The 20227-nt window shown below is 42.1% G+C and carries 19 protein-coding genes; 11 read left to right on the forward strand and 8 right to left on the reverse strand.

Annotated elements, in window-relative coordinates; translation table 11 throughout:
- Positions 1 to 219: 219 nt before the first annotated feature.
- Positions 220 to 882, reverse strand: a complete 663-nt coding sequence (locus M313_RS0104335; protein WP_010192841.1) for a TerC family protein — start codon at positions 880 to 882, stop codon at positions 220 to 222.
- Positions 883 to 1429: 547 nt separating this feature from the next.
- Here M313_RS0104335 and mecA point away from each other — a divergent pair.
- The 4 genes from mecA (at position 1430) to pepF (ending at position 7336) form a co-directional block, all read left to right on the forward strand.
- Complete coding sequence (mecA, locus tag M313_RS0104340) at positions 1430 to 2122, forward strand: adaptor protein MecA (protein ID WP_010192843.1); 693 nt, start codon at positions 1430 to 1432, stop codon at positions 2120 to 2122.
- A gap of 112 nt (positions 2123 to 2234) precedes the next feature.
- Positions 2235 to 3752, forward strand: a complete 1518-nt coding sequence (cls, locus tag M313_RS0104345) for a cardiolipin synthase (protein ID WP_010192846.1) — start codon at positions 2235 to 2237, stop codon at positions 3750 to 3752.
- Positions 3753 to 4258: 506 nt separating this feature from the next.
- Positions 4259 to 5437 (forward strand): competence protein CoiA, encoded by a 1179-nt coding sequence (locus M313_RS0104350; protein WP_010192847.1) that lies wholly within the window; start codon positions 4259 to 4261, stop codon positions 5435 to 5437.
- Positions 5438 to 5521: 84 nt separating this feature from the next.
- On the forward strand, positions 5522 to 7336 hold the full coding sequence (gene pepF / locus M313_RS0104355; protein ID WP_010192850.1) for an oligoendopeptidase F: 1815 nt from the start codon (positions 5522 to 5524) through the stop codon (positions 7334 to 7336).
- Between the two features lie 57 nt (positions 7337 to 7393).
- Here the strand turns inward: pepF and M313_RS27125 are convergent, their stop codons facing one another.
- The 5 genes from M313_RS27125 to M313_RS0104375 form a co-directional block, all read right to left on the reverse strand.
- Positions 7394 to 7588 carry a hypothetical protein gene (locus tag M313_RS27125; protein WP_503487497.1) on the reverse strand — a complete coding sequence of 65 codons (195 nt, stop codon included), beginning with the start codon at positions 7586 to 7588 and terminating at the stop codon, positions 7394 to 7396.
- A 577-nt stretch (positions 7589 to 8165) separates the two neighbouring features.
- On the reverse strand, positions 8166 to 9038 hold the full coding sequence (locus tag M313_RS0104360) for a ClpXP adapter SpxH family protein (protein WP_010192853.1): 873 nt from the start codon (positions 9036 to 9038) through the stop codon (positions 8166 to 8168).
- On the reverse strand, positions 9028 to 9444 hold the full coding sequence (locus M313_RS0104365) for a globin domain-containing protein (RefSeq protein ID WP_029326331.1): 417 nt from the start codon (positions 9442 to 9444) through the stop codon (positions 9028 to 9030). Before M313_RS0104365 ends, M313_RS0104360 begins: the two co-directional genes overlap by 11 nt.
- 339 nt (positions 9445 to 9783) lie before the next feature.
- The gene (locus M313_RS0104370; RefSeq protein WP_010192855.1) at positions 9784 to 10422 is read right to left on the reverse strand and encodes a lytic transglycosylase domain-containing protein; all 639 of its coding nucleotides are present in this window, start codon (positions 10420 to 10422) and stop codon (positions 9784 to 9786) included.
- Positions 10419 to 11030 (reverse strand): CYTH domain-containing protein, encoded by a 612-nt coding sequence (locus tag M313_RS0104375; RefSeq protein ID WP_010192856.1) that lies wholly within the window; start codon positions 11028 to 11030, stop codon positions 10419 to 10421. The genes M313_RS0104370 and M313_RS0104375 overlap by 4 nt, the downstream gene beginning before the upstream one ends.
- A 185-nt stretch (positions 11031 to 11215) precedes the next feature.
- Between M313_RS0104375 and M313_RS0104380 the strand changes: the two genes are divergently transcribed.
- The 4 genes from M313_RS0104380 to M313_RS0104395 are packed head-to-tail and all read left to right on the forward strand — an operon-like array spanning position 11216 to position 13969.
- A complete protein-coding gene (locus M313_RS0104380) occupies positions 11216 to 11584 on the forward strand; it encodes a UPF0738 family protein (RefSeq protein ID WP_010192857.1) in 369 nt (122 codons plus the stop codon).
- 15 nt (positions 11585 to 11599) lie between these two features.
- On the forward strand, positions 11600 to 12232 hold the full coding sequence (gene yjbM, locus M313_RS0104385) for a GTP diphosphokinase (RefSeq protein ID WP_010192858.1): 633 nt from the start codon (positions 11600 to 11602) through the stop codon (positions 12230 to 12232).
- 16 nt (positions 12233 to 12248) lie between these two features.
- Entirely contained in the window at positions 12249 to 13046 is a 798-nt protein-coding gene (locus tag M313_RS0104390) for an NAD kinase (protein WP_010192859.1), read from the forward strand.
- Positions 13047 to 13060: 14 nt separating this feature from the next.
- Positions 13061 to 13969, forward strand: a complete 909-nt coding sequence (locus M313_RS0104395) for an RluA family pseudouridine synthase (RefSeq protein ID WP_010192861.1) — start codon at positions 13061 to 13063, stop codon at positions 13967 to 13969.
- 309 nt (positions 13970 to 14278) lie between these two features.
- Here the strand turns inward: M313_RS0104395 and prpE are convergent, their stop codons facing one another.
- Positions 14279 to 15019, reverse strand: coding sequence for a bis(5'-nucleosyl)-tetraphosphatase PrpE (gene prpE, locus M313_RS0104400; RefSeq protein ID WP_010192862.1), 741 nt, complete (start codon positions 15017 to 15019; stop codon positions 14279 to 14281).
- A 218-nt stretch (positions 15020 to 15237) separates the two neighbouring features.
- Between prpE and M313_RS0104405 the strand changes: the two genes are divergently transcribed.
- The gene (locus M313_RS0104405; protein WP_029326332.1) at positions 15238 to 17301 is read left to right on the forward strand and encodes a cation:proton antiporter domain-containing protein; all 2064 of its coding nucleotides are present in this window, start codon (positions 15238 to 15240) and stop codon (positions 17299 to 17301) included.
- A gap of 149 nt (positions 17302 to 17450) precedes the next feature.
- Complete coding sequence (gene fabI, locus M313_RS0104410; RefSeq protein ID WP_010192864.1) at positions 17451 to 18221, forward strand: enoyl-ACP reductase FabI; 771 nt, start codon at positions 17451 to 17453, stop codon at positions 18219 to 18221.
- Between the two features lie 40 nt (positions 18222 to 18261).
- Here fabI and M313_RS0104415 read toward each other — a convergent pair whose 3' ends face one another.
- The gene (locus M313_RS0104415) at positions 18262 to 18552 is read right to left on the reverse strand and encodes a hypothetical protein (RefSeq protein WP_010192865.1); all 291 of its coding nucleotides are present in this window, start codon (positions 18550 to 18552) and stop codon (positions 18262 to 18264) included.
- A gap of 191 nt (positions 18553 to 18743) precedes the next feature.
- On the opposite strand from M313_RS0104415, the gene M313_RS0104420 reads away from it, so the two are divergent.
- Positions 18744 to 20168, forward strand: a complete 1425-nt coding sequence (locus tag M313_RS0104420) for an N-acetylmuramoyl-L-alanine amidase (protein WP_010192866.1) — start codon at positions 18744 to 18746, stop codon at positions 20166 to 20168.
- Positions 20169 to 20227: the final 59 nt, after the last annotated feature.

The raw sequence follows: 20227 nt of genomic DNA on the forward strand, positions 1-20227 counted from the left end.
TAATAATAAAACAAAAAACTTCTACATGCATCACGCCATGTAGAAGTTTTTTTTATTCTAATAGTCTCCTTATTGATGGTAGTGCAAAGGTGTGAGTCTCCAGCGGGGGAGTAACGGTAGCTTGAAACCCCACAGGCGAAGCCGAGTAGGCTCAAGCACCGTCCCGCGTAAAGCGAACACCTGGAACGAAAATCAATAAGCGTTAAAGCAGCAACTTATTCATCGTACTTTAAGAAACTGTCTTTTATATAATCCAGTAAAAAACAACATACCCAGAATCAGCACATATGGAAAAAACATCTGCCAATCACCCTCAGGGAGCATAACAGCAACCCTAGGTTCAAAAATAATCATCTTTCCGGCCGTATAACACAAAATGCTTGCTCCAAAATAGATAATTATAGGATATTTCTCCATTGCCACTAATATAATCTTACTCCCCCATATAATTATTGGTATGGAAAAGACCAGGCCAATGATCACCAAATAAAAATTACCATGTGCAGCACCTGCAACAGCCATAACATTGTCTATTCCCATAACAATATCGGCAACCACAATTGTTTTAATAGCAGCACCAAGGGAGTTTCTGCCCTCAACAATCGTTTCGTTTCCTTGATCGAGGATTAATTGTGCTGCTATATAAACCAATAATACCCCTCCGATAAACTGAAGGAACGGAATAGCCAAGAGATAGACGGCACAGATGGTGAGTAAGATTCTGCACACAATCGCGAGAAGTGTCCCGATTATGATTGCTTTGTTACGGTGTCTCTCTGGAAGATTACGACATGCCAGAGCTATCACAATGGCATTATCTCCGCCGAGTACAATATCGATACCAATGATGATTAGTATGGAAGTTATCAGTTCCAGCTCCACTTTATCGCCCCTTCTTGTCCCAGTCCTCTATAAATATAGTGGTTATGAAGAGAGATTATGACTGAAAAAACGGATTCAGGAGTTAGCTGGGGGTAGTATCATTTTATTGGATAGGCATTTTAACGATTTTTTAAAATGTGAGCATTTTTGTTTCCATTCTTCCTTTTTTTATCATAAAATAAAAGTACAAGTATCACTCTTGATAGTACAATGTTCTTTTTATATGCTGCGGTCATGGTCTAGCTATAAAGGCTAGGTACTTGAGGTCATTACTCATCTCTAGACAGGGATGTATAACAATCTATGTTTTGCTAAAACGGACCGGAACCAGCCGCATTTGCTCATCTTTGCATAGATTTTAGGTTTACTCACTATGCTAAATGGATAAATTGTAACAATAAGGTATAAGAAATTTGTGGAGGGTCCCTTCCAAGGAAAGACGGAGGAAAATGAGAAGCGGACAATAAGAGACTGGCATTTCTCAAATGAGATTTGTTTGCAAGAGAGCACGCTTATCATTTACCGAATCAGAAGGGAGTTGTTAAGAATGGAAATAGAACGTATTAATGATCATACGGTAAAGTTTTATATTTCATATGGTGATATAGAGGAACGTGGATTTGACCGTGAAGAGATCTGGTATAACCGTGAGCGCAGTGAAGAACTATTCTGGGAAATGATGGATGAAGCCCATGATGAAGAAGACTTCATGGTGGAAGGCCCGCTTTGGATACAAGTTCAGGCCCTTGATAAGGGGTTGGAGGTCATCGTCACCCGTGCGCAGTTGTCTAAGGATGGAAAGAATTTCGAGGTACCTGTGTCAGAGGACAAGCGAATTGACATACCTGTTGATGAGAGAATAGAAGCGCTTCTTGATCAGCACTTTAATTCTCCAGCTAAAACAGATGAAGCAAAGGACGATAAGCTAGATGAGGAAAAAGACCTTCTGCAATTTATGGTCCGGTTTAGAGATCTCGAGTATATTATTTCGGCGAGTCACCGACTGCAACACTTAGAAAATTTAAGTAACCATTTGTACTTTTACGAGAAGAGCTACTATTTATATGTTGATTTCTCGAGTGAGCATTATACAGACGAAGAAATTGACAACGTACTAAGTGTGTTACTCGAATACGGAGAAGAATCAGCCATCTCCATTCACCGTCTTCAAGAATATGGTTCAGAAGTTGCCAAGGACGATGCGATGAAGGAAATGACGAAGCATTTTCCTCTTAAATAATCGAAAGCCGATTTCACAATGTTGAAATCGGTTTTTTAAGATTAAATTTATATCATTACTACATATAGGAAGATTGGGCGTCTGCGTTTAGGATAGAGGAGAAGTGAGTCTGTTGAAAAATACCATTCGGGTTATTGTATTTATACTAGTGATTGGTGCCATGTTGTTTGCAACCCAAGGTCTTTGGGAAGGCTGGTTGCTAGGATCCATTTCTATATTTTTTACTATATCTGTCGTCTTTATTGCATTTTTAATATCTCTTGAAAATAGACACCCGACTAGAACGCTCACATGGTTGGTCGTCTTAGGAAGTTTCCCGGTCCTCGGGTTTTTCTTTTATTTAATATTTGGACGAAATGTCAGGAAGCGCAGGCTATTTCAAAGAAAAGCGCTTCTGGACAAGGAAGTACTGGAAGAAGTGGAAGGAACGAGAGAGTACACAGAACAAGATATGCGACTCCTGGATGAAAGTAAGAAAGGGATTTTTCAACTTTCTCAGAATATCGGAAGAAGTCCTATCTCCTTTGATACAGAAACGGTAGTGTTGACTAACGGAAATCAGACATTCACCAGGATACTTGAAGAAATCAGCAAAGCAAAACACCATATCCATTTTGAATATTATATTGTAAGAGATGACGAGATTGGTTCACAAATCAAAGACCTATTAATTGAAAAAGCTAAAAGCGGTGTACAGGTGCGTTTTCTGTTTGATGCAGTGGGAAGTTTTCAATTAGGCAGTAAATACATAAAGGAACTCCGAGCTGCAGGAGTGGAAATCGTTTCTTTTTCCCCTGTAAGAGTACCGGTATTTAATAACAAGATAAACTTCCGTAATCACCGAAAAATCATTGTCGTGGATGGTGACGTAGGTTTTGTTGGGGGGTTGAATATTGGGGATGAGTATCTGGGACGTGATGAGTATTTTGGCTTCTGGAGAGACACCCATCTATACGTAAGAGGGGAATCAGTTAGGACGCTTCAGTTAATCTTTCTTCAGGACTGGTATTATGCAACAGACGAATCCTTGCTTACCCCTAGCTACTTGACTCCAGCCTTACCGAATGAAGACGGGAAAAAATATGGCGGAGTCCAAATGATTGCAGGAGGCCCTGATCAGGAATGGGAGGTCATAAAAAGTTTATACTTTTCGATGATTACTTCTGCCCGTAAATCCATTTGGATTGCCTCCCCTTACTTTGTTCCTGATGACGATATTTTCACGGCACTGAAGGTGGCAGCGCTAAGTGGCCTGGATGTCCGGTTATTGGTGCCGAAGCGACCTGATAAACGGATCGTATACTATGCTTCAAGATCCTATTTTCCAGAAATGATGGAAGCAGGGGTGAAGATTTTTCAATACGAAAAAGGATTCCTCCACAGTAAAGTGGTGGTGGTCGATGAACAGGTTGCGTCAATCGGAACCGCAAACATGGACATGAGGAGTTTCCACTTGAATTTTGAGGTGAATGCTTTTTTATACAATACAGAGAGTGTGCAGACTCTTGTAGATGATTACGAGCAAGATCTGCATGATGCGAAACCAATTGCAAAAGAGGTATTTGCCAACCGACCTTTCTATCAGAAGGTGTATGAATCATTAGCAAGGTTAGCCTCCCCACTACTGTAAAAGCCGGAAATATTCTTTTCCGGTTTTTTTGTTTGTAAGATTTATAATACTGTTGATTTCCGTTCCAGGCGCTTCGCTTGCCTGCGGGCGGTCCGTGAGCCTCCTCGGCTTGCAGCCTGTGGGGTCTCACCTGTCCCTTCCTCCCGCGGGCGTCTGCGCGCCTTCCACTACAATCAACAAGGTGACTTCATTCAGCTTTAGGTTTTTAAAAGAAACTAACTTGGTTAACTGAAAAATTCTCGTAATTTATAGCTGTTGATTGGAGCAAAAGGCGTAGACTCCTGAGGGAGATAGCGCTAGGTGGAGACCCCGCAGGCGTAAGCCGAGGAGGCTCCAGCAGTGCCCCTAGGAAAGCGAAGCCATTTGCGGAAATCAACAACGGTGATTAACCAATTAACTAAAGTTTTAGATTGAAAAGGCCTTTATATTATAATTTTTGAAGGAATTTGTCTAAGTATGACGAATGGTATAGAGGTATAAAAATATCTACCGAAAGGTGTGTTGGAATGTTTGTTGCTAAAAGAAAAGACGGAACCTTTTTTTCGTTGTTAGATTGGAAGACCCGAGAAGATGTTGAGCATCTGACAAAAGGGGAGCAGTTTTTCTGTCCAGCGTGTGACAGAACACTCCAATTAAAACACGGTCAGGTAAGAAAAGTACATTTTGCCCACATGAACGACTCCTGTAATGCTTCCACAGAATCAGAGACCAACTACCACCTTGAAGGCAAGGCCAAGTTGTATGAAAGCCTTCTCCACTCTAATGATAAAACCACTTTGGAACATTATATCCCGAGCACCAATCAAAGAGCAGACGTATACATGGAAAGAGGGAATCAAAAGTATGCCTTTGAATTTCAATGTTCCACCATACCAAAATCAGAGTTTAGTAAGAGGACACAACTATATGAAAGCTCTCACATCAAGCCGATATGGATCCTTGGAAAAGAAAAACTGGGAAACATTCAATCACAAATGAAGTTTTCACCTTTTCAATGGCAATTTCTACAAAGACATACTCCACGAAGTACACCATACATCCTCACTTTTTGTCCCAAAACTTCTCTGTTTCATTATATCTACCCAACATTTTCCTTTAATACGTCTGCCACATATATCTCAACAGTGACAAGCAAGGTTTGGATCGAGAACCCGAACTATATGACAACCCCTACACCATCATGGATAGAGCATTTTCTCCACTATAAAAAGAAATGGAGGTATGTTTATTCCTTCTATAAGCCGCAACATTATTTGAGAAAATACTGTTATGCTAAAATGAACATTCCTCTTTCGTTGTTTCCCGCAGAAATCGGCCTTCCTGTTCCTTCTTTTTATCGAATTCATACCCCTGTCATTGAATGGCAGGCCTGGCTCTATTTTGATTCTATCTTTCATACACCATTGCATTCTATTATTCATGTGCCGACCGTCATGCAAAACTTTAAACGTCGGATTAAAAATTCACAAATAACCATAAGAGAGCTGCCACTTATTAAGGCCGGTTCCTATGAGGATGCTATTGTGGAATATCTTAACGCGCTCGTTTCGATTGGTGCATTAAAGCGTGAAACGCCAGTAGTTTATCGGAAAATAAAAAAGGAACTGCCTTTTTCGTCCTTGGAGGATGCGTGTAAACAAGATCGCATCGTATTGGAATACTTGATGCATATCATACAATCTTAAGATTAATAAAACAAAAAAGGGAATAATAAAGACGTGTCGAATAGTTTAAAGGATGTACTTTTTATTTTTAAAGGGGGTTTTAAGATGGCGGAACAAACTGCTGTTAAGAAATTACAAGAGCGTAAAGACATCTCTGTGGAGGATACATGGAGATTAGAGGATATTTTCTCAAGTGATGAAGCATGGGAAAAGGAGTTTCAAGATGTAAAAGGTATGATCGGAAAGATAAAGGATTATGAGGGGAAACTGTCCGAGTCAGCGGATTCCTTGTTTGAAGCATTACAGTATCAGGATTCCATCTCCAGTCGATTAGGAAAGCTTTATACATATGCGCATATGCGTTACGATCAAGATACTACGAACTCCTTCTACCAAGGACTGAACGATCGTGCAACCAATCTTTATACACAAGTGGCAAGCGCGCTTTCTTTTGTGGTGCCTGAAATTTTAACGATGAAGGAAGAAGACATCACCAAATTTCTGCAAGAAAATAAAGAACTAGCTTTATACGAGCACTCTTTAGACGAAATTAATCGCCAACGTCCGCATGTGTTATCCGCGAAAGAAGAAGCATTATTAGCAGAAGCTTCTGAAGTGTTGTCCGCATCTTCCAACACGTTTGGAATGCTTAACAATGCTGACATCACCTTCCCGTCTGTAAAAGATGAAAACGGGGAAGAAATCGAAATCACGCATGGCCGTTACATCCGCTTCCTAGAAAGCGAAGATCAAGAAGTAAGAAAAAATGCATTTAAAGCGGTGTATGAAACGTACGGAGGCTATCGTAACACATTCTCCAGCACATTAGGCGGAGCGGTGAAAAAGGACAACTTCCAAGCGAAAGTCCGCAACTACGATTCTGCACGTCAAGCTGCATTAAGTAACAACAATATCCCAGAAACTGTTTATGATAACTTAGTAAACACAATCAATAAAAACTTACACCTTTTACACCGTTATGTGGATCTTCGCAAAAAAGTACTTGGTGTTGAAGAGTTGCATATGTATGACTTATACACTCCTCTAATCAAAGAAGCGAACATGAAGGTTTCTTACGAGGAAGCAAAAGATTACTTGCTTAAAGGTCTTGCACCATTAGGTCAGGAGTATCTTGATATTGTAAAAGAAGGATTCGATAACAGATGGGTAGACGTTCAAGAGAACAAAGGGAAGCGATCTGGTGCTTATTCTTCTGGAACATATGGAACCAACCCTTATATTCTAATGAACTGGCAGGATAACGTGAATAACCTGTTCACGCTTGCACATGAGTTCGGTCATTCCGTACACAGCTACTATACAAGAAAAACGCAGCCGTATCCGTATGGTAACTACTCCATTTTCGTGGCAGAAGTAGCATCTACATGCAACGAAGCACTATTAAATGATTATTTGTTAAAAACAGTGGATGACGATAAAAAACGTCTATACTTGCTGAACCACTATTTAGAAGGCTTCCGTGGCACAGTATTCCGTCAAACAATGTTTGCTGAATTTGAGCACAAGATCCATGAGCTTGCGCAAAATGGTGAAGCGTTGACTGCCGACCTTCTAACAGAAACATACTATGAGTTAAACAAGAAATACTTTGGTGAGAATATCACAATTGATGAGGAAATCGGTTTAGAGTGGGCAAGAATCCCTCACTTCTACTACAACTACTATGTATACCAATACGCGACAGGCTATAGTGCAGCTACAGCACTAAGCAAGCAGATCTTAGAAGAAGGACAGCCTGCTGTGGACCGTTATCTTGAGTTCTTGAAAGCCGGCAGCTCCGATTATCCAATTGAAGTATTGAAAAAGGCAGGAGTGGACATGACTCAATCCAACCCGATTGAAGAAGCTTGTAAAGTATTTGAAGAGAAGTTAAAAGAAATGGAAGAATTACTTTCCTAATAATGCAAATGGGGACCACCTTGTAATGAGGTGGTTTTTATTTTGGGGGATAGGGGGTTATTTGAATCCTTTAAATCGTCGTTGGTTGTTCAATAGAGCGATAAGCAGGAATATAGAAAAGAATAGTACAGGAGATGTTAAATAGATCGGGTACAACTTCATAAGTCCAAGGACATTAATGAAGAGGCTGAACAGAATAAACGCGATGCAGAATATGAATGGGATTTTTGACATGATGCGGCTCCTTTCCATAAGACTTGTACCTCTACTAGTTATATGTACGTAAAAGGGGCAGATTCCATTACAAAAAAATACCTTTGTGACAAAGTTGTGAAATAGAGGTCTATCCTCTTGTCAAAAGCGGCTGGCATCTGATATATTTATAACTGTGAAACGATTCACAAACAAACATATACCCCTTTGTTTGACCGTGAAAAATTTCTCCCATCCCCTTTGTTGTCTTTAATGACAATAGATTAGCCCTGGTCCCGTTGACCGGGGCTTTTCCTGTTTGTAAAACAACATAGTTTCAAACGGCGCGGCAGTATTGAGCATTAAGTAGCCTATAAAAGTGAATCGGGCGATAATTAGACCATTACGGGCGACTTTTTGAAAATACGGGCGAAAATCTGCCTCTTTCGGGCGATAATTTGATTTTACGGGCGATTTTTAATAGTTTTCGGGCGAAAATAAAAAAAAACGGGCGATTCGATAAAATCCAAAAATAAAAAACAACTTCGTGGGCCTTAAAAAAACCAGAAGCAAAACCTAAAAACCGGAGCGACAAACATAAAACGTTTGCCGCTCCGGTTTATTTATTCTTACTAAGTTAATTCGCAATATATCTCCAAAACGTCCCGTGCTTCACTGGAACTTTCTCCACACGCTGGGCAAGCTGAAGCTTTTTTAACTCATGTTCGACTTCTACAATCGGCAGGTTATAGACTACCGATATTTCTTTTGTTGCAACAAAAGAAAACTGTGATAAGAAGTCCTCTAAAGGCGGCAGCATCTTAGGAAACGGCTGTTCTCCGAGCATATCTTGTAAGATGTGCACATACACCTCATAAGAATGATAGCCAGACACTTTAATGCCTTCTTCTTCAATATTTTCGTTAAAGAATACAAGCGTGGGGATCTCAGATACGTCCATTTCATTGGTGATTTTGAAATCACAATTTAATGCCTTGGAAGCACAATCTCCGCTCATATCTTTCTTGAACTCTTCCATATCGAGTCCGACTGACTCCGCACATTCCATTAATACTGGGAGTTCGGAGATATTCTGTTTCTCTAGGAACAGTACCTCTTGTAACTTCCGCAAGTACTTGATTCCTGCCTTACGTCCTTGAAGCTCGGCAGCCTTAATTGCAACGGATGCAACATATGGCGATTCAATCGGATTCTCAAGCCACAAGGACCCATCACAGGACATGCCAGAACGGGTTGCCGTGCGTTCCCAAACTTGGGCCATCGAAGCAGCATAATGTTTTTTAGCCAGATTAAGGGATGTTAATTGGCCTGTGACAATATGCTTGATGGTAAAATACTGACCGTACTGCACGTATAACTTCTTTAGCATCGGCTCCAATGCCCAGCACTCCGGGCAGAGAGGATCGATGAAGAAGTAAATCTCTATTGGTTTATTGGTAGTATGCTGAATGTTTTTTAAATAAAATAATTTCTTATCATTACAGGTCACATGAATCTTCCTTTTCTTCAGGTTTGTCTGGGGTATTGATCATATGTTGAGCCGTTAGTACTAAACGCTGAAAAAATTCTTTTCGATATGAACCCTCAAGTCCCACTTCATCCATTGCCTCTTCCATACACGCAAGCCATGCTTTTGCACGTGTAGGTGTAATTTCAAATGGCATATGGCGCGCACGCAGCATCGGGTGCCCGTGCTCACTTGTATAAAGAGGTGGTCCTCCTAAATATTGGGTAAGAAATTGCTTTTGCTTCCTTGCTGTTTCCGTCAGGTCATTCGGGAAAATAGGAGCTAAACTGGGATGGCGACCTACACGAGCGTAAAATGCGTCTACAAGTTCATCAATAACTTGCTCTCCCCCAACAGTTTCAAAAGGTGATTGTATGTTATCCATCATTTTTAACTCCTTATATCTAAAGTAACGATTGTATGTATATTTTAGCAATGTGGTTATTATATCTCAAACAATTCGATTCCACCCTTGCAAAAAATAGGGAAAAAAGGGAGGGGATTGGTTAAACACCGCTGTTGATTTCCGCAAATGGCTTCGCTTTCCGCGGCGGTGCTTGAGCCTCCTCACTTCGTTGCGGGGTCTCAATCTACCGTTACTCCCCCGCTGGAGTCTTCGCCTTTTGCTCCAATCAACAGCTATAGACTACACTTCATCTTCATAGGCAAAATAAAAAAACACCGCGCATGAAATATTCCCAAACATGCGCGGTGTTTCTTGAAAAATTTAAGCCTGGTAGTTCCCTGTAACTTTGCGGACGTAGTTCATGGTTTCTTTGAAGGGTGGGACTCCGTTGTATTTGTCTACGTTTCCTGGGCCTGCATTGTAGGCGGCAAGTGCGAAGGTTAGGTTGCCGTCGTACTTATCGAGCATCTGACGAATGTATTTAGTACCGCCCATAATATTCTGACGGGGGTCCATCGCATTCGTTACGCCGAGTCCTTTTGCTGTTAATGGCATCAGTTGCATCAATCCGGTTGCCCCTGCATGACTCACAGCGGTTGGATTAAAGCTTGATTCTTGTTGGATGATTGCTTTGATTAGTTTTGGGTCGACTCCATATTTTACCGAAGCTTCCTCAATGATCTCTTCAAAATCTGATCGCCTAGCAACACTCATCTTTTCTCCAACTGAGTTAGATGCACTAACTTGTGCTTCCAACAAGCTCGCATTCATGGAAAGCATTGCAGAATTTAATGGATGAGAAAAAGAATTCTGGCCAGGGAGCGAGGAATTCCCGGTGTTAGCAGTCATCATTCCTGCCAACACAGTAGAGAATGAACTTGAGTTATTGGGTTGCTTGTTTTCTTGTATTCCTTGCAAAGCTTGAAGCTGCATCATGGATCGGAGCTGTTCTACGTTCATTTTTGGTCCCCTTCTCCTGTAAGTGCACAGGCTTTAGCCTCGTAAAATCTTACAATTTTATTTTTCGTTTCACGGATAGGAATTCCGTAAGCATCAAGTAGCTCGTGAAACAATTTTTCACCTTCTGCAAAATTGCTTACTTCGTATTCCAGCTCAAAGTCGCTAGTATCCATATAATTGCTCTCATCCAATACTAATAATCCATCTTTGTATGATAGCTCGGCGCGGTTTGTCTTTAATGATCCAAAGTAGATTACTTCCGATGGGGAGATACTAAGCTCGTCCTTTAATATAGTGGAGATAATTCCGCTGATCAATCCGTTCTTTGCATCTTTCATGGCAACAAATTCATCTTCTGTCACAACCTGATGTGTTTCAAGAAGTCCTTGGGCAGCAGGTTGTTTTAAGGTAAGAGTGAAAGTGTCCCCTTTTTTTCGAACGCGAAGAGCACAGCCTTTTTCTTTCAAGGCAAAACCAGGTGTGTCAAAATAATGGTTTTCCTGAGTGAAAAAGTCACCTGATTTTACTTTGAATGCCGAACAGAGAGATGTGAATTCATCAAAGGTCAATAAGTTTTTAAATTCGATTTCGATTTCTTGGTTAGTCATAGTTTTACCTCTCCTAATTGATATACTTCTATTATTACTTGCTTTTCTGGGGAAGGCAATGTTTAAGTGCATTCTTCTAGGAATCACGAAACACAATTTTTTGGTGAAAAGTTAGGTTTCCATTTCGTTGCAGGAAGGGAATTATGATAATATATGAGTAGGATTTAGGTTGGAAGGAGATTATTATGCAAAAAAGAATTGAAATCAAGAAAACATCATGGAATGAACAACAACTTTTGCTAGAGGCGGATTCTGTATCTTTTCCGCTTGATCAGGTGTCTGCGAGCAATCAAATGCTGGTGGATTCAGACAATCTCGCATTTATTTATAAACTGGAGACAGCGACTGAATTTATCTATGTGAGCATCAAGGATGATTTTTGGAATGATATGAGACAGGCATTAGAAGATAAAAAGGCAATTGTACTTGTAGTGGACAAGACGGCATTGCTGCTGACAAATATAGAAGAAGAATTAGGCTACTTAATAGAAAATATTAGGGACAATGCCAATTATGGAGAAGAGATGGAGAGAAGAGTAAACGAGATTTTTTAAGGGGTTTGACCAATTATGATACAACACTGGGACTTGTTTTTAGCGCCTTATAAACAGGCTATAGATGAAATGAAAGTGAAATTAAAGGGGATGCGCGGGCAATTTAAGATGCAATCGGAGCATTCTCCCATCGAATTTGTTACGGGAAGAGTTAAGCCGATCGCAAGTATCTTGGATAAAGCGACACGTAAGGGCATATCGCTTGAAAAGCTGGAAGACGAAATGCAGGACATTGCCGGTGTCCGCATGATGTGCCAGTTTGTGGATGATATACATAGAGTGGTGGAAATTCTCCGGATTCGCAATGATTTTGAAATTGTGGAAGAACGAGATTATATTTCCTCCCGAAAAAACAGCGGGTATCGTTCTTATCATGTGGTCGTCCGTTATCCTGTGCAAACGATTGAAGGGGAAAAGAAAATCCTCGTTGAAATTCAGATCAGGACACTTGCAATGAACTTTTGGGCAACGATCGAGCATTCACTGAACTACAAATATAGCGGCCAATTTCCTCAAGATATAAAAGAAAGACTGGTTCGTGCAGCGGAAGCGGCATATCTCCTAGATGCAGAAATGTCGCAGATACGAGGAGAAATCCAAGAAGCGCAAGCCATCTTTTCACGAAAAAAAGAGCTAGATTCGAACTAACGTAAGGGGTGGGAGTATGAAATTTGCCATAACCTCCAAAGGGGACTCAGTTTCAAATACATTAATGCACAAGATGAGGACCTACTTGCAGGATTTTGATTTGACTTATGATGAAGATCAACCTGACTTAGTTGTATCTGTCGGTGGAGACGGGACCCTTCTATACGCGTTTCACCGCTACCGTAGCCGCCTGGACAAGACTGCTTTCATCGGTGTCCATACCGGTCACCTTGGATTCTATGCCGACTGGGTACCGGAAGAAATAGAAAAATTGGTCATTGCCATTGCCAAGACTCCCTATCAAATTGTGGAATATCCTTTATTGGAAGTCATTATCCGCTACAATGATGGGGGAAGGGAAGCCCGTTATTTGGCACTAAATGAATGTACAGTTAAAAGTGTAGAAGGTACCTTAGTGATGGATGTGGAGATAAAGGGGCAACTGTTCGAGACATTCCGTGGTGATGGTTTGTGCATTTCCACTCCTTCTGGAAGCACAGCCTATAATAAAGCGTTAGGCGGGGCAATCTTGCATCCATCCCTACCTGCAATTCAGCTGGCAGAGATGGCTTCCATTAATAACAGGGTGTTCCGTACCATCGGATCGCCACTTGTATTGCCACAACATCATACCTGTTTGTTAAAGCCAGTCAATGATGTCGACTATCAAATTACCATCGACCATTTGACGTTGCTACATAAGGATGTAAAATCTATTCAAAGCCGGGTGGCAAAAGAGAAAATTCGCTTTGCACGCTTCCGACCATTCCCGTTCTGGAAACGAGTTAGCGATTCATTTATAACGGACAAATAAGAGGACTGGTTGTTATGGAGAGGTTTTATCTAGTCTTTAAGGCTGAAGCACAAGACGAAGGGAAACTGCTTCGTGAATTTTTAAAAGAAAGGCAGATCTCCAAAGCTGCCTTAATCGATATTAAATTCAACGGTGGGGCGCTGCATGTAAATGGCAGCGCCGTTACTGTGCGATACATTCTGCACGAAGGCGATACGATTGAAGTGCTTTTTCCAAAAGAAGAGCCGAGTGAAGACCTTGTGGCTGAAGAAATCCCACTTGATATCGTATTTGAGGATGAGTATGTCCTTGTGGTGAACAAGCCGGCTGGGATGGCATCGATTCCGTCACGGGAGCACCGACATGGAACATTGGCAAATGCAGTGCTTGGTTATTATCACTTGAAGGGAATCTGCGCAACGATTCATATTGTGACTCGATTAGATCGTGATACATCAGGTTTGATGCTCATTGCCAAACACCGCCATGCGCATCATCTTTTTTCCTTGCAACAGAAGGAGTTTGGCGTGAAGCGGCGGTATGAGGCGTTGGTGCACGGAGAGATGACAGGTGATGCTGGCTCTGCTTGCGGTAAGGTGGATGCGCCAATCGGTCGGAAGGATTCGAGTATCATTGAGCGCGAGGTGCGAAGTGATGGACAACGGGCTGTCACTCATTATGAGGTGCTTCGTGTTGGAGCTGGTTGGAGTCACGTGACGTTGCACTTGGAGACGGGTCGCACTCATCAGATTCGTGTACATATGGCGCATCTTGGACATCCACTGCTTGGAGATACTCTTTATGGAGGTTCTATGTTTGGTGGCATGTCACGCCAGGCATTGCATAGCTGTGAATTGAGATTCTTTCATCCGGTGGAAGAGCAGGATATGACGTTTCGGTGCGAGTTGCCGGAGGATATGAAAAGGGTATTGGAGGAGAGCTGACGATCCAGGGGGATGTCAGCTTTCTTTTTTTCGGGGGGGCTGGCTCGCTGATAGCGCGATGAGAGTGGGTTTGTTATGGGGGGAAATGGGAAACGCCCGTAATTTCTGATTTTCGCCCGTAAACTTGAAAAAATCGCCCGTAAATCTCAATTATCGCCCGTTTTTCCCAAAAGTCGCCCGTAAATTCTAATTATCGCCCGATTCAGGAAAACACTGCTTTTGGGAGCAAACCCCGGCGCCGGATTTCCGTCATTGCTGTCACATTTCCTCCGCCAATCCATCCGCAGTCCTCGGTCCCCGACGTCCCTCTCAGTCCCACAACTCTCGAAACTTCTCCTTCACAAACGGCATCCCGGATTCCACAGAAACCGTCTCCATTTCAGGGTAGCGCAGTGCGGAAAGCTTACCGCCAAACACTGCACCTGTATCAATATTAGCAGTGTTATGGACGATTCTCACTTCGCGAACTGGCGTGTGACCATAGACAACCCAGGCTTCTCCGTCATACTCTTGTGCCCAATCGCGGCGAACAGGCATGCCGTTCTCATGGAACTCACCGGTAATATCGCCGTAAAGGACAAAAGTTTTCACCTTTTTATCCTCTTTACCTATGTAATCTTTCTTAATGCCGGCATGCGCTACAACTAGTTTGCCATTATCCAATACCTGATAAAGGGGTGAATCCTCGTATAGCTTAATAAACATCTGGCGAAAACGCCCCTGTTCTGCACCAGAAAGCGCCTCGAATTCCGCCACAGTCGTCTCCAATCCATGTGTATGCTGTACCTTGTTTCCTAAAAGAAAACGATAAAGCTTGTTGCAGTGGTTGCCTGGCACATAATAGCCGAGTCCCGCTTCGACCAACGCATACACAATCTTCACCACGCTAACCGAATCAGGTCCTCGGTCAGTAAGATCGCCAACAAAAGCAAGTTTTCGTCCCTCAGGATGTTTATAAAGACCATTGACCTCTGAATAGCCTAAGTCATTTAGAAGGGATTTAAATTCCTCAATACACCCATGAATATCACCGATGACATCTATTTTCATAAAGCTAAAACACTCCTTTTATATACATATCTATCCCAGTTTCCCCATACAAATGAGTGAGAAAAAAGGAAAAAGTTCATACTATTGTTAATATCTTCATTCTACCACCATTGTAAATTTTACATGAAGAATTTATTAGATTACTGTATTAGCGTAGTGAAAACGTGATATAATTCTTGCTTATTACATACAAAAAAGAAATGATCGGGGAAGATAGCATGTTTGAATTACCAATAAAGGAACCGGTATTAGTATTTACAATTGCCATGATTATCTTTTTCATTTTTCCCTATTTCATGAAATTGTTGCGTATACCGGGGTTGATTGGACCGATTTTGGCGGGTGTCATCATTGGACCTAACGGATTGGCAGTACTGGAGAGAAGCTCGACGATTGAACTGCTTGGAACAGTCGGTTTGCTTTTCATCATGTTCATTGCTGGACTTGAAATGGACTTAGATGGATTTAAAAAATATCGAAACCGAAGCATTGTCTTTGGTTTGATGTCATTCTGGATTCCGCTCGCGGTCGGGACGGCCATCAGCTTGCTTCTGGGTTACAGTGTGGCAGCGGCCATTCTAATCGGATCAATTCTTGGGTCGCATACTCTATTAGGTTATCCGATTGCCAGCCGTCTCGGAATTGGGAAAAGTAAAGCCATTACCACAGCGGTTGGCGGCAGTATCTTAACGGATACATTTGCCTTATTGGTGCTTGCAGTCATCACGGGGGCAGCAGCAGGAGAGTTGGATATTTACTTTGGTGTAAAATTGACCTTCTCCTTGATTGTGTTTGTTGCGATTATATTCTTAGGGACGCCGTTTCTCTCTAGATGGTTTTTCCGGAACGTGGCCACAGAAGGAACCGGGGAGTTCATTTATGTTATGGTCATGCTGTTTACAGCGGGATCATTGGCACTTATTGCAGGTCTGCAGCCGATTATCGGGGCGTTTTTAGTGGGGCTTGCCTTGAACCGTTTCATCTTTGACCAGGGACCACTGATGAACAGAATTCGCTTTACAGCAAACAGCATCTTCATTCCGTTTTTCTTGTTATCGGTTGGAATGCTGATGGATTTAAGTGTACTTGTTGGCAATGCAAAAGCTTGGGTTTTAACCATTGCCATCGTGCTAGGGCTACTATTAAGTAAATATATTGCCGCAGCGCTAACAAGTAAATTTTACCAATATACCAAAGACGAAAAAATGGTGATATTCGGCCTTACGACTCCACAAGCTGCCGCAACGCTTGCAGCGACGCTTGTCGGGTTTAATGTCGGACTGTTGGATCAGGCAACAGTCAATGGAGTTATCATCATGATTTTGATTACGTGTATAGTTGGTCCGTATTTGGTTGAAAAATATGGCCGCAAACTCGCACTCGAAGAAGAAATGTTGCCAGTGCAAAAAGGGGATGCACCAGAGCGTATCTTAATTCCGATTGCCAACCCGAATACAATGGAGTCCTTGATGGACCTTGCTTTTGTGATCCGACAATCTAATTCTGTCGAGCATCCGTTATATGCACTGAGTGTGGTGCAACGGGACATGTGGGTAGCAGATGGGGATGTGGCAAAAGCGGAGAAAATGCTAGGGCAGGCGGTTTCCTATTCAAGCGGGGCAGATGTTCCAATCCGCGTGACGACAAGGGTAGATAGAAACATTGCGATTGGGATTAACCGTGCCATTGCTGAAGAACGCATTACGACACTTGTAGCAGGCTGGAACGGAGAACGTACCGCTCCTCAGAAAATCTTCGGCGGTGTCATCGACCAAGTGCTGGATCAGACGAATGTGTCCGTGCTTATTTCCAAACTAGGGCACCCGTTGAATACGACGAAGCGGATTGTGTTGATTCTCCCAAAAGGAATTGATCATAAACCAGGTTATTGGGATGCATTGGCAACCATAAAATTAATCGCCAGCAATCTTGGCGCGACGATTCAATGCTATGTCATCAAAGGGTTCCCTGATGTTTATAAAGCGCATATGCGCGAAATTAAGCCTAATCCTCCGACTGTTGTGGAATGGGTGGAAGGTTGGACGGCACTCTATGAAAACAAGCTGCCGACCTTGCAACCGGATGATCTGGTTGTTGTGATTAGTGCAAGAAGAGGGACGACAGGCTGGCATCCACAGCTGGAGAAGATCCCAGGTAAACTTGCAAAAATCAATCCGGAAAGTTTTATCATCTTCTATCCACGAGAGGAAAAAGAAGATCTGCGTGGTACGCGAGGAACGGAGATTCCGAAAGAAGTACTGCTTGGCAGGGATTATGATTGATTTAATTTGATTTAGTAGGAAGCAGTGCAGGGTGGAAGATACCTGTGCTGCTTTTTTTTTCTCAAAAGATTTAATTCGCATTTGGACAACTATATGCTATAATTATGACTAGGTACTAATAACTTATATAAATAGGAGGATATAAAACAATGAACTTATCCTTAGATGGTCGTACATATGTAGTAATGGGAGTAGCAAATAAAAGAAGTATCGCATGGGGAATTGCACGTTCCTTACATGACGCAGGGGCACGTCTTGTGTTTACCTACGCAGGTGAGCGTTTAGAGAAAAGTGTTCGTGAACTTGCAGAATCACTTGATAGAAACGATTCGTTGGTACTTCCTTGTGACATAACAAAGGACGAGGAAATTCATACTTGTTTCCAACAGATCAAAGAAGAAGTCGGAGTTATACATGGACTGGCGCATTGCATAGCTTTCGCGAACAAGGAAGAGTTGCAAGGCGATTACATGAAAACAACTAGAGATGGATTCCTGCTTGCGCACAATATCAGCTCTTACTCTTTAACAGCTGTGGCTAAAGAAGCAAAAGAAATCATGACAGAAGGTGGAAGCATCGTAACACTGACTTACCTTGGCGGTGAAAAAGTGGTTCCAAACTACAACGTCATGGGTGTGGCAAAAGCGAGCCTTGATGCAAGCGTGAAATACCTTGCCAATGACCTTGGAAAAGTGGGTATCCGCGTAAACTCCATTTCCGCAGGCCCAATTCGTACGCTTTCTGCTAAAGGTGTAAGTGACTTCAACTCTATCTTAAAAGAGATCGAAGAAACGGCTCCACTGCGCAGAGTGACGACTCAAGAAGAAGTCGGGGACACAGCGTTGTTTTTGTTCAGTAACTTGTCAAGAGGGATTACTGGGGAAAATATTCACGTGGATTCCGGGTATCACATCTTTTAAATCAAAAGCCGCTAAGACATATGTCTTAGCGGTATTTTAATTATAGGGGTGTTCTGGAAATACTAGACACATATTTGCAGCATATATGAAGAGTGGCTGCTGGATCAGGATCAGGACCATTTTCAGTTTCAGCATTTAAAATAATAATACCAGGTTTCGGTAAGAAGTCCATTAACATACCAGTTCTTCGAAATCCCCCGCCTGGTCCACCAATTACACTTACTGTTACTCTCTCTCCAATAAATGATTCAATGTACTTGCCGCAAAAACAACTAGTATCCTCTTTTTTCTTAGTACAACAGAAATCTTTTTTCTCATAAAATAAACCCATCTTTTTCCCTCCTTTAGTATATCTTATTCAGTAAGAATTACACCGGAAAGGCACTTGTCCCATAAAAAGGAAACTACTAGAAATATATCTTTTCTAGCAATTTTTCATCAAAACTTCTATTAAAAGTTGCATTCACCCATACCACCTTCCAAACTCTAGCATATTCTATAGCAAAAGGAGGGAATCATCAGATGAAATTGATAGTGTTAGACCCTGGTCATGGTGGACAGGACCCCGGGGCTGTGTTTCAGAGGCTCCAAGAAAAAGTAGTGAATTTGGATATTGCCAAGCGTGTGAGAGCATATTTGGAAAAAGAATATGAAGTAAAGGTGATGATGACAAGAGAAGGGGATTCCACAGTCAGCTTGGAAGCAAGAACTAATCTTGCAAACTCAGTTAAGGCAGATTATTTCTGTTCTATTCATCATAACGCTGGCGGCGGAACAGGCTTTGAAAGCTATCGTTTTAATGGTAGCAACGCGTTATCTAGTAAATCAAAGATTTTTCAGGAAATTGTCCATAGAGAAGTCATTAATGTGGTTACAGGTAAATACAATAGAAGAGATAGAGGAGTCAAAGCGGCGAACTTCCATGTGTTAAGAGAAACGTCGATGCCATCTGTTCTGTTGGAGATCCTGTTTCTAGATAGCACTGAGGATCGAGCGCTCATCCAGCATGAAACGTTTAAAGAAGATGTGTCGGTTGCCATCGGGGAAGGTATTGCCAAAGCTTTGGCCCTGCCAAGGAAGGTGACTACCAATTTGTATAAAGTAATTGCAGGATCATTTAAGGATAGAAAAAATGCCGAGGCCAGACTGAAATTTCTTCAGGAAAAAGGTATCACGGCATTCATTGCGATAACGACCTTAAACGGTGCGCCATACTTTCGTGTGCAAGCGGGTGCATTTAAAGATAGGGAGAATGCCGAAAATCTGGTAGACCAAATTAAGAAGTTAGGAGTGGAAGCATTCATCCTAGTTGAAACCACTATGTCACCAGCGCCAACCCCTCCAGCAGATCCAACACCACCAACACCGCCTGCTCCACCTAATGCTCCAAAACCAACAGGACTATCCATTGAAGGTCAATCTGCATTAAAAGCCGAAGAACTAGATACCTTTGTCAAAACAATTAATCCGAATGCCCCTTTGCTTGGAGAGTATTATATCGAACTTGGAAATGCTTATAACATCAGAGGGGATGTTGCCTTTGCACAGGCCATCCACGAAACAAACTATTTCCGATTTACAGGAACCGTGAAACCAGAGCAAAATAACTATTCAGGAATCGGTGCGACAGGTGGAGAGGTACGAGGTGCCACTTTCGCAACACCGGAAGAAGGGGTTCTTGCTCATATTCAGCACCTTTACGCGTATGCAAATCGCGAGCCGCTGCCAACAACCTATCCTAAAGTTGATCCGCGTTTTGACCTTGTCACAAGAGGAATTGCTCCTGGATGGTTTGATTTGAATGGGCGTTGGGCGGTACCGGGAACACAATATGGACAGTTAATCTTAAAGATTTATGAAAAAATGCTCGAAGATACCATTACGGTCAAACAGGAAGAATTGGAGAAGATGAGGGATGTGCTGGTCGAACTAAGAAACTCCAATTAATAAACGTCCTTCACTCCTTCACTCCTTGACTCATGAACATGGCTTTGCAAGCATATGAT

The sequence above is a fragment of the Bacillus sp. m3-13 genome (assembly GCF_000175075.1).
In the GTDB taxonomy this organism is placed as follows: Bacteria; Bacillota; Bacilli; order Bacillales; family Bacillaceae_I; genus Sutcliffiella_A; species Sutcliffiella_A horikoshii_C.